Origin of the sequence: Mesorhizobium sp. M0119 (genome assembly GCF_040322615.1) — a bacterium.
Lineage (GTDB): Bacteria > Pseudomonadota > Alphaproteobacteria > Rhizobiales > Rhizobiaceae > Mesorhizobium.
Map to the genome: position 1 here is coordinate 155,428 of NZ_JAMYTU010000011.1, position 13,519 is coordinate 168,946.

At 62.1% G+C, this 13,519-nt stretch carries 14 protein-coding genes; 9 read left to right on the forward strand and 5 right to left on the reverse strand.

From position 1 onward, the window contains the following. Positions 1 to 28 precede the first annotated feature (28 nt). Positions 29 to 355 (forward strand): ATP-dependent Clp protease adapter ClpS, encoded by a 327-nt coding sequence (gene clpS / locus NKJ40_RS13705; RefSeq protein ID WP_023717744.1) that lies wholly within the window; start codon positions 29 to 31, stop codon positions 353 to 355. A gap of 6 nt (positions 356 to 361) precedes the next feature. Then, positions 362 to 2,830 (forward strand): ATP-dependent Clp protease ATP-binding subunit ClpA, encoded by a 2,469-nt coding sequence (gene clpA, locus NKJ40_RS13710; protein ID WP_352466468.1) that lies wholly within the window; start codon positions 362 to 364, stop codon positions 2,828 to 2,830. Positions 2,831 to 2,923: 93 nt separating this feature from the next. Here the strand turns inward: clpA and NKJ40_RS13715 are convergent, their stop codons facing one another. From NKJ40_RS13715 to NKJ40_RS13730, 4 genes are all read right to left on the reverse strand, one after another. Next, positions 2,924 to 3,355: an HIT family protein gene (locus NKJ40_RS13715; protein WP_352466469.1), complete on the reverse strand. Its 432-nt coding sequence runs from the start codon at positions 3,353 to 3,355 to the stop codon at positions 2,924 to 2,926. A 120-nt stretch (positions 3,356 to 3,475) separates the two neighbouring features. Then, positions 3,476 to 4,690, reverse strand: coding sequence for a GNAT family N-acetyltransferase (locus tag NKJ40_RS13720; protein ID WP_352466470.1), 1,215 nt, complete (start codon positions 4,688 to 4,690; stop codon positions 3,476 to 3,478). Between the two features lie 40 nt (positions 4,691 to 4,730). Further along, entirely contained in the window at positions 4,731 to 5,459 is a 729-nt protein-coding gene (locus NKJ40_RS13725) for a glycerophosphodiester phosphodiesterase (protein WP_352466471.1), read from the reverse strand. A 14-nt stretch (positions 5,460 to 5,473) separates the two neighbouring features. Beyond that, positions 5,474 to 5,938, reverse strand: a complete 465-nt coding sequence (locus NKJ40_RS13730) for a RidA family protein (RefSeq protein WP_352466472.1) — start codon at positions 5,936 to 5,938, stop codon at positions 5,474 to 5,476. A gap of 138 nt (positions 5,939 to 6,076) precedes the next feature. Between NKJ40_RS13730 and NKJ40_RS13735 the strand changes: the two genes are divergently transcribed. The 5 genes from NKJ40_RS13735 to tsf all read left to right on the forward strand — a co-directional run bounded on the left by NKJ40_RS13735 (position 6,077) and on the right by tsf (position 10,706). Further along, positions 6,077 to 6,904 (forward strand): cell envelope integrity EipB family protein, encoded by an 828-nt coding sequence (locus NKJ40_RS13735; RefSeq protein WP_292653503.1) that lies wholly within the window; start codon positions 6,077 to 6,079, stop codon positions 6,902 to 6,904. A 135-nt stretch (positions 6,905 to 7,039) separates the two neighbouring features. Then, positions 7,040 to 8,338, forward strand: coding sequence for a lysophospholipid acyltransferase family protein (locus tag NKJ40_RS13740; protein ID WP_352466473.1), 1,299 nt, complete (start codon positions 7,040 to 7,042; stop codon positions 8,336 to 8,338). Between the two features lie 43 nt (positions 8,339 to 8,381). Beyond that, positions 8,382 to 8,660, forward strand: coding sequence for a DUF4031 domain-containing protein (locus NKJ40_RS13745; protein ID WP_292653505.1), 279 nt, complete (start codon positions 8,382 to 8,384; stop codon positions 8,658 to 8,660). Between the two features lie 205 nt (positions 8,661 to 8,865). Further along, positions 8,866 to 9,663: a 30S ribosomal protein S2 gene (rpsB, locus tag NKJ40_RS13750; RefSeq protein WP_031211288.1), complete on the forward strand. Its 798-nt coding sequence runs from the start codon at positions 8,866 to 8,868 to the stop codon at positions 9,661 to 9,663. Between the two features lie 119 nt (positions 9,664 to 9,782). Then, entirely contained in the window at positions 9,783 to 10,706 is a 924-nt protein-coding gene (gene tsf, locus NKJ40_RS13755; protein ID WP_352466474.1) for a translation elongation factor Ts, read from the forward strand. Between the two features lies 1 nt (position 10,707). On the opposite strand, the gene NKJ40_RS13760 is transcribed toward tsf, so the two are convergent. Then, complete coding sequence (locus NKJ40_RS13760) at positions 10,708 to 11,646, reverse strand: LysR family transcriptional regulator (protein ID WP_352466475.1); 939 nt, start codon at positions 11,644 to 11,646, stop codon at positions 10,708 to 10,710. 193 nt (positions 11,647 to 11,839) lie between these two features. Here NKJ40_RS13760 and NKJ40_RS13765 point away from each other — a divergent pair, with 193 nt between their 5' ends. After that, positions 11,840 to 12,190, forward strand: a complete 351-nt coding sequence (locus NKJ40_RS13765; RefSeq protein WP_352466481.1) for a nuclear transport factor 2 family protein — start codon at positions 11,840 to 11,842, stop codon at positions 12,188 to 12,190. A gap of 55 nt (positions 12,191 to 12,245) precedes the next feature. Continuing rightward, the gene (locus NKJ40_RS13770) at positions 12,246 to 13,352 is read left to right on the forward strand and encodes an aldo/keto reductase (protein ID WP_352466476.1); all 1,107 of its coding nucleotides are present in this window, start codon (positions 12,246 to 12,248) and stop codon (positions 13,350 to 13,352) included. The last annotated feature ends 167 nt before the right edge of the window (positions 13,353 to 13,519 follow it).

The following is a 13,519-nucleotide window of genomic DNA, read 5'->3' on the forward strand; positions in this document are numbered from 1 at the left end:
TTTGACTGCCACGAGCTACGTGGTGCGAATGCAGAACGGCAGCAACGGCAATGAGGCCGGTCGCGGCACGGCCGTCATCACGCGCACAAAAACCAAGACCAAGAAGCCCAGTCTGTATCGGGTCCTCATTCTTAACGACGACTACACACCCATGGAATTCGTGGTCCACGTGCTGGAGCGCTTTTTCCAGAAGGACCGCGAAGCCGCCACACGCATAATGCTTCATGTTCACAATCATGGGGTGGGCGAGTGCGGGGTCTATACATTCGAGGTGGCCGAGACCAAAGTGTCCCAGGTCATGGATTTCGCCCGACAGAATCAGCATCCGCTGCAATGCGTGATGGAGAAGAAGTGAGGTAACATGCCGGCTTTCTCCCAAGGCCTGGAAAAGGCGCTTCACCAAGCGCTGACGCTCGCCAATGAGCGGCACCATGAATATGCAACCCTTGAACATTTGCTGCTCGCCCTGATCGACGACACCGAGGCGGCCGCCGTCATGCGTGCCTGCAACGTCGATCTCGACGAGTTGAAGCATACGGTCCTCACCTATATCGACACCGAGCTCGACAATCTCGTCACCGGCTACGATGAAGATTCCAAGCCGACTGCCGGTTTCCAGCGCGTCATCCAGCGCGCGGTGATCCATGTGCAGTCGTCAGGCCGCGAGGAGGTGTCCGGCGCCAACGTGCTCGTCGCCATCTTCGCTGAGCGCGAGAGCCACGCCGCTTACTTCCTGCAGGAACAGCAGATGACCCGCTACGACGCGGTCAACTACATCTCGCATGGCATCGCCAAGCGCCCCGGCGCTTCCGAGACGCGGACGCCGCGCGGCGCCGACGACGAGCAAGGCAGCCAGAGCGGGGCCGAGCCGCAAGAGGAAGGCGGCAAGAAGAAGCAGCAGCAGGACGCGCTGACTGCCTATTGCGTCAACCTGAACAACAAGGCCAAGGCCGGCAAGATCGATCCGCTGATCGGTCGCGAGAGCGAGATCAACCGGACCATCCAGGTGCTGTGCCGCCGCTCCAAGAACAACCCGCTCTATGTCGGTGATCCCGGCGTCGGCAAGACGGCGATCGCCGAGGGCCTCGCCAAGCGCATCGTCGAGGGCGACGTTCCCGAAGTGCTGCACAATGCCACCATCTTCGCGCTCGACATGGGCACGCTGCTGGCCGGCACCCGCTATCGCGGCGATTTCGAGGAGCGGCTGAAGCAGGTCGTCAAGGAGCTCGAAGACTATCCCGGCGCCGTGCTGTTCATCGATGAAATCCACACCGTGATCGGGGCAGGGGCCACCTCCGGCGGCGCCATGGATGCGTCGAACCTGTTGAAGCCGGCGCTGTCGTCCGGCGCCATCCGCTGTATCGGCTCGACCACCTACAAGGAGTTCCGTCAGTTCTTCGAGAAGGACCGCGCGCTGGTGCGGCGCTTCCAGAAGATCGACGTCAACGAGCCGACGGTCGAGGACGCCATCGAGATCATGAAGGGCCTCAAGCCTTATTTCGAAGAGTTCCACAAGGTCCGCTACACGAGTGAGGCGATCAAGGCTTCGGTCGAACTCTCGGCGCGTTACATCAACGACCGCAAGCTGCCGGACAAGGCGATCGACGTGATCGACGAGACCGGCGCCTCTCAGATGCTGGTGCCGGAAGCCAAGCGCAAGAAGACCATCGGCATCAAGGAGATCGAAGCGACGATCGCCACCATGGCGCGCATCCCGCCGAAGACGGTTTCCGCCGACGACGAGAAGGTGCTGCAAGGCCTCGACATCGAGTTGAAGCGCGTCGTTTACGGCCAGGACACCGCGATCACAGCGCTGACCTCGGCCATCAAGCTGGCGCGGGCCGGCCTGCGCGAACCGGAAAAGCCGATCGGCTCGTACCTGTTCTCGGGCCCGACCGGCGTCGGCAAGACGGAAGTGGCCAAGCAGCTCGCCGCCTCGCTCGGCGTGGAACTGATCCGCTTCGACATGTCGGAATATATGGAACGCCACACCGTTTCGCGGCTGATCGGCGCGCCTCCCGGCTATGTCGGCTTCGACCAGGGCGGGCTTCTGACCGACGGGGTCGACCAGCATCCGCATTGCGTGCTGTTGCTGGACGAAGTCGAGAAGGCGCATCCGGACCTGTTCAACATCCTGTTGCAGGTCATGGATCACGGCAAGCTGACCGACCACAACGGCAAGCAGATAGACTTCCGCAATGTCATCCTGATCATGACCACCAATGCGGGCGCATCCGATGCGCAGCGCGCGGCCATCGGTTTCGGTTCGACCAAGCGCGAAGGCGACGATGTCGAAGCGATCAATCGGCTGTTCACGCCGGAGTTCCGCAACCGCCTCGATGCGATTATTCCGTTCGGCTCGCTGCCGGTGCCGGTCATCCATCAGGTGGTGCAGAAGTTCGTCATGCAGCTGGAAGCGCAGCTTTCCGAGCGTGGCGTGACCTTCGACTTGTCGCAGGATGCAATCGCATGGCTGGCCGACAAGGGCTATGACGAGCGCATGGGCGCCCGGCCGCTTGGCCGTGTCATCCAGGAGCACATCAAGAAGCCGCTGGCCGACGAGGTGCTGTTCGGCAAGCTCAAGAAGGGCGGCACTGTGCGTGTCACCGTCGAGAAGAAGGAAACCGGCGAGACCGGCCTGAAGCTCGAATCGCTCGCCGACGAGGCGCCGGTGAAGCCGAAGAAGGAAGAGCCGGACGACGTGCCGAAAGCCAAGAAGGCGGTGGCGAAGAAGTCCGCCGCGAAAAAGGCGGTGGCGCAGAAGCCGGAGCCGAAGGGCAAGGATGGCGGCAAGCGCAGCCTTGTGCCGCAACTGCCGCGCAAGAACTGACGAACCAGCCAGTAAAAAAGCCCCGGAAACGGGGCTTTTTTTATGACACCTTCCGTTAAGCACCCGGCGCCCGCCGGAGCGGTTTGCGCCGGTTCAGCTTGCCAGCGCTATCCGTATCTTGCCGGCGTTCTCGGCTAGGACTTCAGGCTTTTCCATCTGTCCGCTGTGCGGCTTCAAGGGAATGCCGTCGAAGCGCGGAATGACATGGACATGAAGGTGGAAGACGGTCTGGCCCGAAGCTGGTTCGTTGAACTGCAAGACCGTGACGCCATCAGCATCGAAGGCCTTCTTTACGGCCCGCGCAACTTTCTGGACGTGAGCGAAGAGCGGGCCAAGCACCGCCGGATCCGCGTCGAGCAGGTTGCGCGACGGCGCTTTCGGCACCACCAGCGTGTGACCTTGTCCTTGCGGCATCACATCCATGAAGACGATGACCGCGTCATCCTCGTAGACGCGGTGCGAAGGGATTTCTCCGCGCAGGATTTTCGCGAAGATGTTGCTGCTGTCGTAGGTTGCTTCGGCCATGGCGCGCGCTCCGGTTCTTGGCTCGCTGTCTCGTGTAGCGAAGCTGTTCCGGGCGGGCAAGACGATCGATCGACATCGGCCATGCCGGCCCGCGCGGCTGAGCGATTGGGTCTCGCTACCCTACTCCGCCAGGTCCTTGCGGAACGGGGTGTGCTCTTCCAGATATTCGCTCATCCGCTCGACTTCGCGCCGCTCGCGTTGGAGGTAGTCGGCCACTGCATTGCGCAGACCTGGATGGGCGATGTAGTGCGCCGAATGCATCGTCACGGGCCGGTAGCCGCGCGCCAGCTTGTGCTCGCCCTGCGCACCGGCTTCAACCACCTTCAGCTTGCGCGAGATGGCGAAATCGATCGCCTGATGGTAGCAGACCTCGAAATGCAGGAATGGGTGGTCCTCGATGCAGCCCCAATTGCGGCCGTAGAGCGCGTCGGAACCGATGAAGTTGATGGCACCGGCAATGTAGCGCCCGTTGCGTTTGGCCATAACCAGCAGGATGTCGTCGGCCATGCGCTCGCCGATCAGCGAGAAGAAATCGCGGTTGAGGTAGGGCCGGCCCCATTTCCTGCTGCCGGTATCCATATAGAACGCGAAAAAGTCGTCCCAGGCCTTTTCGGTCAGATCCTTGCCGGTCAGCCAGTCGATCGAGATGCCGTCGGCGAGCGCCTCGCGCCGCTCTTTCTTCATTGCCTTGCGCTTGCGCGAGGCTAACGTTGCGAGAAAATCGTCGTAGCTCGAAAAGCCTTCGTTGAAGAAGTGAAACTGCTGGTCGGTGCGATGCAGGAAGCCGGCCGCCGCCAATGTCTGGACGTCGTCCTCCGGCGAGAAAGTAACATGCGCGGAAGACACGCCGAGCTTATCCGTCACCGCCTTCAGGCCGGCCGCAAGACCGGCCTTGACGGTGGGGCTGTCCTCGCCCTTGCCGACCAGCAGGCGAGGGCCGGTGACGGGCGTGAACGGCACCGCGCATTGCAGCTTCGGATAGTAGCGCCCGCCGGCGCGTTCGAATGCGTCCGACCAGCCATGGTCGAAGACATATTCGCCCTGGCTGTGCGACTTCAGATAGCAGGGGACCGCCCCGAGCAGCTTGCCTCGCGCGGTTTCCAGCCTGAGGTGATGGCCTTGCCAGCCGGTGCGCCGAACAGCGCAGCCGGAATCTTCCAGCGCGCTCAAAAAAGCGAATGAAACAAGCGGGTTGTATCCGTTTTCTGCATCGCCGCGTGTGGTGCCGCCGAGGCTGTCCCATTCAGCGCTGGTAAAGGCGCCGATGCCCGCGGCGATGCGGATCGACAGCTCCGCATTCGCCGTTTGTCTTTCGCAATCGTCCCCTTGATCCATGAGGCTTACTTAAGCTCGCTGCGGACCCATACAAGCCCGCTCAGGCAAGCCGTACAAGATCGGGCTCGAATCCTTCGAACGTCATCTGGTCGGCATATTTGAAGGTCAGATCGACGGCAGGCTGGTCATGCACGGTCCAGGTGATCACCGGCATGCCGAGTCTCTCTCGCACGAAGGAGACGAACCGGTTCGGCAGGTCGCCGGCGGCGTAGGAGGTGAAGGCGATGTCATGCGCCAGCATTGCGAAATGCCCCTCGATCAGGTGGTTGTCGTTGCCGTAGGCGGTCAACCCGCCGGGTATGCCGGGTGCATATTTCGCGAATTCGCGGATCAGCCAATGGTCGAACGACATGATCGCGGTCTTGCCCTTGTATTGCTTGAGCATCTTGCCGACGCTTTCGACCAGGCCTTCGTCGTGCCCGGCAGCTCCTTTCAGTTCGACAACCATCGGCACACGGCCGTCGACCAGATCAAGCGCCTGCTGCAGCGTCGGCAAATGGTCGGCGGTGCCGCCGACCTTCAGCGCCGTGATCTCGGCAGCCGTACGCTGCCAAACGAAGCCGTCCTTGCCGGTCAGCCGCCGCAGATCGCCATCGTGGATGATGACGGGGACGCCGTCGGATGACAGGTGCACATCGCATTCGATCGCGTAGCCGCGCTCGGCTGCCGTGGCGAAAGCGGAAAGCGTGTTCTCCCAGCGCGTCTTGTTCATGTCGTGGAGGCCGCGATGGGCGACGGGCCGGGCAGTCAGCCAGGAAAGATCGGTCATGGTCGCAGTCCCGGTCATTCGACTTCGAAGATCGCTTCGATTTCCACTGCGGCATTAAGCGGCAGGGAAGCGGTCCCGACGGCAGAGCGGGCGTGCTTGCCGCAATCGCCGAGCACGGCGACGAGAAAATCCGAGGCGCCGTTGGCAACCAGATGCTGTTCGACAAAATCCGGTGCCGAGGCGACGAAGACGGTGATCTTCACCAAGCGACGGATTTTCTTGAGATCGCCAAGTGCCGCCTGGGCCTGCGCCAATATGTTGATCGCACAGTATTTTGCGGCTTCCTTGCCAGTCGCGGTGTCGACATCGCGGCCAAGCAGTCCGCTCGCCTGGAGCTTGCCCTCCTTGAGCGGCAACTGCCCGGCGGTGAACAGCAGATTGCCGGTCCTGCAATATGGCACGTAATTGGCGGCGGGCGCGGCGGCGGCCGGCAGCGTCACGCCGAGTTCGCTTAGCCGCTTTTCGATTGTTTCGCTCATGCTATTTCCCTATTGCTTGAAGGCGCCGCGCAGGCCGGGCCGAAATTGCTATTTTTGCCTCGCTTCCGCCACGACTTTTTTTAAGCTGGACCATCTTTCCATGCGGCCTGCCATTAGCCGCGATGATCGGAGCACCCCATGCGCGCAACGCGCCTCGCATTCAACGCCGTCCTCCTGACAGCGGCTTCCTGGGCGGCTCCCGCTTTTGCGGTGCCTGCGCTGCAGGCGCATCGTGCTGTTTACGACATTTCACTCGACAAGGCCTCCGATCGCTCCGGCATTACTGGCATCACCGGCCGCATGGTCTACGAGTTCAACGGCTCGCCTTGCGAGGGCTATACGGTAAAGTTCCGTTTGGTGACCCAGATCGTAACCAACGACAACACTAGGCTGACCGACCAGCAGATGACCACCTTCGAGGATGCCGAGGGCAAGACCTTCTCCTTCGTGAACAAATCCTTTGTCGACCAGAACCTCGACAAGGAGGTCAAGGGTACCGCAACGAAGGAGGCCAATGGTCTCAAGGTCGATATCGACAAGCCCGAAAAGAGCAGCCTGGAACTCGCGCCGACCCAGTTCCCGACCCAGCAAATGGTCGAAATGATCGGCAAGGCGGAAAAGGGCGAGCGGTTCTACGAAACCAACCTGTTCGACGGCTCTGAGGACGCCAACAAGGTGGTGACCACCACCGTCGTCGTCGGCAAGCAAGCCGATGCCGACAACACCGATCCGGAAGCGCCGGCGCTGGCCAAGCTCGCCACCGACAAATACTGGCCGGTCGACATCGCCTATTTCGACGATGCCGACAAGGGCGGCGAGGAGGTGCCGGAATACCGGATCAGCTTCAAGCTGCACGAGAACGGCATCACGCGCGATCTCGTCATGGACTATGGCGAGTTCTCGATGACCGGCAAACTGGTCAATCTGTCGCTGTTCGATCAGCCAAAGACCTGCCCGTCGAAATAGGCTCGAACCAACGACAAGCCGCCGGCGCTATCCGGGATAGTAGCGCTTGATCTTGCGGGGCATGTCGCATCGACTTGAGCATGCCGCAATTGCCTATCAACGTCTTACGACGGTAAGCGCCGTGGGGGGAGCAGGTTGAGCAGGATCGACGTTTTTGTGGCGCCGCGGCCCAATGCGACGCTGATCAAGGCCATGACATTCGTCAACCGGATTGTCATGCTGCACGGCATTCCGGGGCTTCGCGACCTGTTGCCATTCAACCGTCTGGCCGGTTTGCGCGGCGTCGCCAATGTCCGCCACATCGATTTTCCGGAGGATGACCGGCAAAGGCTGAAGGCTTGTTGCGGTGCGGGCAAGGCGACGTTCATCACACCCAACCATCCCGAATTCTTTACCGACTGGATGATCGACAAGGAGGTCGTGTCGCGGGTAAGCCCGCTGGCGGCATCCTGGGCCACGCATGGCGTCGTCAATGGGCTTGGCCGGCTGATGCAGAAATTCTGGCTGGCCAACAATCTGATCGCGCAAATCCCGGGCAATAGCGCGGCGGCCAAGGAACATTCGGTGGCCTGGGCGCTGAAAGGGCACGGCGTGCTCCTGCATCCCGAAGGCGGTGTCGGCTGGCATGCCAACATCGTTGCCCCGCTGCTGCCAGGCGCGGTCGAGATGGGGTTCGAGGCGCTGAAGCGCGGTCGCCTGACGGATCCGGATTTCAAGGTTTGGATCGCGCCCGTGATCTGGAAGCTCGCTTTCACGGGGAATGTCGAGGCAGCGCTGGCAAAGGAATGCGCCTATGTCGAGCACAGCCTGAAGATCGAACGCCGTGCCGCCGATACGCTGCCGGAGCGCGTCCATCATATCTACGCGACGCTACTATCGCGCGACGAGGCTGCAAATGGCCTGCGGCCCGATGAGCGGGCTTCATATGACACACGTCAGAAGGATCTGCTGACCGAACTCCTCCGTCGCCTTGCTGAACTTGTTTCGCTCGAAGCCGGCACGCTCGACAATGCCGAGCTTTTGCGCCGGTCGCGGCGCTGGCTGCGGGAAAACACGGACGGCACCGGAAGCCAAAAGCAGGTCCGAACGCTGGCAGATACGATCCAGCGCCTGCAGCGTGTCGGGCCGTGGGCTTCGGCCAATCCGCGCATCACGCAGGAGGAGATCGCCGAACATTTGAAGCGGATCCGCAACGATTATTGCAAGGGTACGCTGCGCGATACGATCAACCGTTTCGTGCCGCAGCCGGCAGGCCCACGCCGCGCCCATATCCGGGTACCGGAGCCGCTAGGCTTGCACGCCTATCAAGGCACCGTCGAGGAGGCACTCGCCGAACTGCACGACCGCATGCAGGCGACCATCACCAACACCATGGCGCAACTCGAGGCCGGCGGCGGCTTCATTTTCTATGCCAATCCCTTCTATCATCGTTAGCGGCGTGTTGGTCGGCGCAAGATGAAGGAGTGCGGCAAGCCTCATGGCGGTCTATGTCGATGCGGCGATCTGGAAATGGGTCGGCCACCGCTGGTGTCATCTGCTGGCAGACGATACCGACGAGCTGCATCGCTTTGCCGGGCAGCTCGGCATCAAGCGCTCCTCCTACCAAGGGCCGCCGAAGACATCGGCACCGCACTATGACATAACCGGGTTCGAGCGCGACCGCGCAGTGCGGTTAGGCGCCATAGAATGCAGCCGCGAGGAGATCGTCGCTGTTTTTCGGCGTGTGCGGGTGCCGAAGGGCAAGATGCGACGATGACACCGGTGCGCTGATCGCCGCACGCTGAACCACAAGACGCCACACCGCTTGCGTTTGTCGCGCTTCCCCTCTATATGCGCGCTCATTCCACACACGGACTTTGGTGTCTGCCCGGGAGAAATCCGGCTGAAACCTCCGGTGGCGTTCGAGGACAAAGTCCAAAAATGCCTGTGTCCGTGGAGGCTAACCGGAAAGGAAATAAGAAATGGCTCTGCCTGATTTCAGCATGCGCCAGCTATTGGAAGCTGGCATTCACTTCGGCCACCAGACCCACCGCTGGAACCCGAAAATGGCGCCCTATATCTACGGCGCCCGCAACAACATCCACATCATCGACCTCTCGCAGACGGTGCCCTTGCTGCACCAGGCGCTGAAGCAGGTTTCCGACACTGTTGCCAAGGGCGGCCGCGTGCTGTTCGTCGGCACCAAGCGCCAGGCCTCCGACATCGTCGCCGATGCCGCGCAGCGTTCGGCCCAGTACTATGTCAACTCGCGCTGGCTCGGCGGCATGCTGACCAACTGGAAGACGATCTCGAATTCCATCCAGCGCCTGCGCAAGCTCGACGAAATGCTGGCCGGCGAGGCTCAGGGCCTGACCAAGAAGGAGCGCCTCAACCTCGATCGCGAGCGTGAGAAGCTCGACAAGGCGCTGGGCGGCATCAAGGATATGGGTTCGACGCCCGATTTGATGTTCGTGATCGACACCAACAAGGAAGCGATCGCCATTCTCGAGGCCAAGCGTCTCGGCATCCCGGTCGTTGCCATCATCGATTCCAACTGCGACCCGGACAAGATCGACTTCCCGATCCCTGGCAACGACGACGCGGCCCGCGCCATCCAGCTCTATTGCGATCTGATCGCCAAGGCAGCTATCGACGGCATCGCCCGTCAGCAGGGCGCGCTCGGTGTCGATATCGGCGCATCGGTCGAGGCTCCAGTCGAGCCGGCGCTCGATCAGACCCCGGCCGCCGAGAGCCCGGCTGCCCAGACCCCGGAAGCATAGTAGCGAAGGCCGGCTGCGGCCTTCATCTTTCCAATATGTTGGCGCGGTAAGCGCTACCGGCACCAGGCGCATCATCGAAAATCGATGGTGCGTCAGTGCATTTAGACAAAGAGGCGACAATGAGCATTTCGGCTGCACAGGTCAAAGAACTCCGCGACTTGACCGGCGCGGGCATGATGGACTGCAAGGCGGCGTTGAACGAGACCAACGGCAACATGGAAGAAGCCATCGACTGGCTGCGCAAGAAGGGCATTTCCAAGGCCGACAAGAAGGCTGGCCGTACCGCTGCCGAAGGCCTGATCGGTGTCGATTCCGGCGTCCGCGAGGCAGCGATCGTCGAGGTCAATTCCGAGACGGATTTCGTTGCGCGCAATGCTGCGTTCCAGGAGATCGTCGCCAATGTCGCGAAGGTTGCGCTCGCCTATGGCGGCAAGACCGAGGCCGTTGCCGCTGCTCCCTATCCGGGCTCGGGCAAGTCGGTCACTGAGACCATCAAGGACGCCGTCGGCACCATCGGCGAGAATCTGGGCTTCCGCCGCTCGGCCAAGCTCACCGTCAAGCACGGCGCTGTCGCAACCTACGTTCACAATGCGGTCGCCGACGGCCTTGGCAAGCTCGGCGTGCTGGTGGCCATCGAGACGACAGGCAACGCGCATGCCGCGAACGCCTTCGCACGCCAGGTTGCCATGCATGTCGCTGCCACCAATCCGATGGCCTTGACCACCGAAGAGCTCGATCCGGTCGCGGTGGAGCGCGAGAAGGCGATCTTCGCCGACCAGGCGCGCCAGTCCGGCAAGCCGGAAGCGATCATCGAGAAGATGGTCGAGGGCCGTTTGCGCAAGTTCTACGAAGAGGTCGTGCTGCTCAAGCAGGCTTTCGTGCTCAACCCCGACATCACCGTCGAGAAGGCGCTGAAGGATGCCGAAAGCGAGATCGGCGCGCCAGCCAAAATCGCTGCCTATCTGCGCTTCGCGCTCGGTGAGGGCATCGAGAAGGAAGAGACCGATTTTGCGGCGGAAGTCGCGGCAGCGGTCAAGAAGTAAACTATCCGCTCGAAAGGCTTTTTCGGCCGGGTGTCCGCGAGGATGCCCGGCCGATTTCTTGCGCGGTGTCGATGAAGGCGCGGAGCTTCGGGGCCATCGCGGCGCGGCGCGGGAAATAGAGGAACAGTCCCGGTTCCTCGATCGATGCCTCGCCAAGGACTTCGACCAGCCGGCCTGCTTCGATGTCGGGCTTGACAAGCGGCTCGAACAGATAGGCGAGGCCTATGCCGGCAAGCGCCATGTCCCTTGCCGACAGCGGATCGCTGACGACCACGCTGCCGCCTGTCTCGACGCTGATATCCTTGCCCTGGTCTGACAGATCCCAGCGATAGAGCGCACGTGATCGCAACAGCCGATATCCGATGCAGTTGCGGGTGGAGAGATCAGCAATTGTTCGCGGCTTTCCGTGGCGGCCGACATAGGCCGGAGAGGCGACAATGGTCGTCCGGAACGGCTGAGTCAGTCGCACCGTCACCATATCCTCGGCGATCATCTCGCCCAGCCGGATGCCGGCGTCGAAACCCTCGCCGACGATATCGCTCAGACGTTCGTCGGTGACGATCTCCACCGTCACATCAGGGTAACGCTCCGCCATCGCCGTCAGGATGGGCATCAGCGCCAGAGGCAGCGACAAACGCGGCGCGTTGATCCTGAGCAGTCCGCTTGCCCGGCCTTTGACCGAGCGGATGCGTTCGATCCGTTCGGCAATGTCTTCCAGCGCCGGCTCCGCCGCAGCGACAAGCGCGGTGCCAGCCTCGGTCAGCGAGACGCTGCGCGTGGTGCGGGCAAACAACGGCTGGCCGATTCGCTCCTCTACCAGCCGCACCGCATGGCTGACCGCTGACGGGCTCATGCCGAGCTCGGCGGCCGCCGACGCGAAGCCGCCACGCCGCGCGACGGCAACGATTATAGGTAGGTGGCTGAGCAGATCGCGGTCCATTCATGCATGATATCGCATAGTCCATTCGGATAATGCAATCTTATCGGTGGGAAAAGGAGGGCGTATCTTTGGCTGCATCACACGGCAATCGCCGAGCAGCCAAGGAGACGTCCGATGGCCGACCTCGATTCCGAACGAACCCGTATTCTCGAGACCGTGCGTAAATTCTTTGATCTGATGCACCGCAAAGGACATTGAGGCATGGGGCGACCTTTGGGCTGAAGATGGCCGTATCCTTGTCTTCTACCCGCCGGCAGGATTTGGAAACAGCATCGATGGCAAGGCCGCGATCCTGGCGGCCTTCAGAGGCCTCTTCGGCAGTTTCGAATCCTTCGATTCGCAGCTGACAGCCATCTATCCGGCAGCGGATTCGGACGCGATCGTCGTTGAGTACAAGAACCGCGCGGTGCTGATCGGCGGCACTGAATACACCAACAGCAATATCGCGATCTTCCGTTTCGAGAGCGGTCTGATCAGCGCCTACCACGATTATTTCGATCCGCGCCGGTTCCAGGTGGTGGTCGATGCGCTGGCCAAGGTCTGACTGCGTATCCCAGGCAAGACCTCAATCCCGCTTATCAAACTTCAGGAGAAAATCCATGACCATGTCCTACTACACGCTCGGCAACAGCGGGCTGCGTGTCACTCGCCTGGCGCTCGGCACCATGACGTTCGGCACGGAATGGGGCTGGGGCGCGGAGAAGGAAACCGCGCGCGCCTTGGTTGATGCGTATGTCGAAGCCGGTGGCAATTTCTTCGATACCGCCGATCTCTATACCGGTGGCACGGCCGAAACCTGGCTCGGCGAATTCATCGCCGAGCGTGGGCTGCGCGACAAGGCGGTGATCAGTACCAAATTCACCTACAACGCCGAACCGGGCAACCCGAACGCCGGGGGCAACGGCCGCAAGAACATCCTGCGGGCGGTAGACGGTTCGCTGAAGCGGCTCGGCACCGACTACATCGACCTCTACATCCTCCATACCTGGGACAGGCTGACGCCGCCGGAGGAGGTGATGCGGACGCTGGACGATCTGGTGCGCGCCGGGAAGATCCGGCATGTCGGCCTGTCCGACGTGCCGGCCTGGTACGCAAGCCGGGCGCAGGCGGTCGCCGAGCATCGCGGCTATGAACCGGTTTCGGCGCTTCAGCTCGAATACTCGCTGGCCGAGCGCAACATCGAGCACGAGTTCGTGCCGTTCGGCACGCGCTATGGCGCCGGAATCATGGTCTGGAGTCCATTGGCCAGCGGCCTGCTCAGCGGAAAATACCGTTTCGATACAATCGTCAAGGATGGTGGCCGGCTGGAGACAATGCGTGGTTCGACCAATCCCGGTTTCCAGAAATTCACCGGTCGCAACTGGCAAATCGTGGCCGAACTGGAGGCGGTTGCCGGCCAGCTCGGCCGCAGCATGGCCCAGGTCGCCCTGAACTGGACGGCAAACAGGCCAGGCATTGCGTCCGTCATTGTCGGCGCCACCAGGCTTGACCAGCTCAAGGACAATCTCGGCGCGCTTGATTTCGACATTCCCGAGGATCTTCGGGCACGGCTCGATGAGGTTAGCCGGCCGGTCACGCCCTTTCCGTACTCGTTCTTCGGCCCTGAAATACAAGGCGGCCTGACCGGTGGGCAGGCGGTTGGCGGTAAGCCGGCAAGTTATCTGCCGGACCTGCTCATGCAAGGCACTTTTGCCGGCGTGAGCTGACGGCTATCCCGGTCCACGATCTCAACTTTCCGGCTCGGGGGGGGGGGGGGGGGGCGGCCCGGCCCCGGGGTTCGGGGGGCCCGGCGTGTGTGGGGGGGGGGGCCCCCGCGCCCCCCCCCCCGCCAGGCGCGCCCGGGCGGGGTGGGCGCCCCCCCCCGCGGGGCGTG

What these genes read in the sequence shown, in the direction of transcription:
- tsf (WP_352466474.1), top strand. Translation starts at nt 9,783, where the DNA reads ATGAGCATTTCGGCTGCACAGGTCAAAGAACTCCGCGACTTGACCGGC.
- rpsB (WP_031211288.1), top strand. Translation starts at nt 8,866, where the DNA reads ATGGCTCTGCCTGATTTCAGCATGCGCCAGCTATTGGAAGCTGGCATT.
- NKJ40_RS13745 (WP_292653505.1), top strand. Translation starts at nt 8,382, where the DNA reads ATGGCGGTCTATGTCGATGCGGCGATCTGGAAATGGGTCGGCCACCGC.
- NKJ40_RS13770 (WP_352466476.1), top strand. Translation starts at nt 12,246, where the DNA reads ATGACCATGTCCTACTACACGCTCGGCAACAGCGGGCTGCGTGTCACT.
- NKJ40_RS13720 (WP_352466470.1), bottom strand. Translation starts at nt 4,690, where the DNA reads ATGGATCAAGGGGACGATTGCGAAAGACAAACGGCGAATGCGGAGCTG.
- NKJ40_RS13760 (WP_352466475.1), bottom strand. Translation starts at nt 11,646, where the DNA reads ATGGACCGCGATCTGCTCAGCCACCTACCTATAATCGTTGCCGTCGCG.
- NKJ40_RS13730 (WP_352466472.1), bottom strand. Translation starts at nt 5,938, where the DNA reads ATGAGCGAAACAATCGAAAAGCGGCTAAGCGAACTCGGCGTGACGCTG.
- clpA (WP_352466468.1), top strand. Translation starts at nt 362, where the DNA reads ATGCCGGCTTTCTCCCAAGGCCTGGAAAAGGCGCTTCACCAAGCGCTG.
- clpS (WP_023717744.1), top strand. Translation starts at nt 29, where the DNA reads ATGCAGAACGGCAGCAACGGCAATGAGGCCGGTCGCGGCACGGCCGTC.
- NKJ40_RS13715 (WP_352466469.1), bottom strand. Translation starts at nt 3,355, where the DNA reads ATGGCCGAAGCAACCTACGACAGCAGCAACATCTTCGCGAAAATCCTG.
- NKJ40_RS13735 (WP_292653503.1), top strand. Translation starts at nt 6,077, where the DNA reads ATGCGCGCAACGCGCCTCGCATTCAACGCCGTCCTCCTGACAGCGGCT.
- NKJ40_RS13725 (WP_352466471.1), bottom strand. Translation starts at nt 5,459, where the DNA reads ATGACCGATCTTTCCTGGCTGACTGCCCGGCCCGTCGCCCATCGCGGC.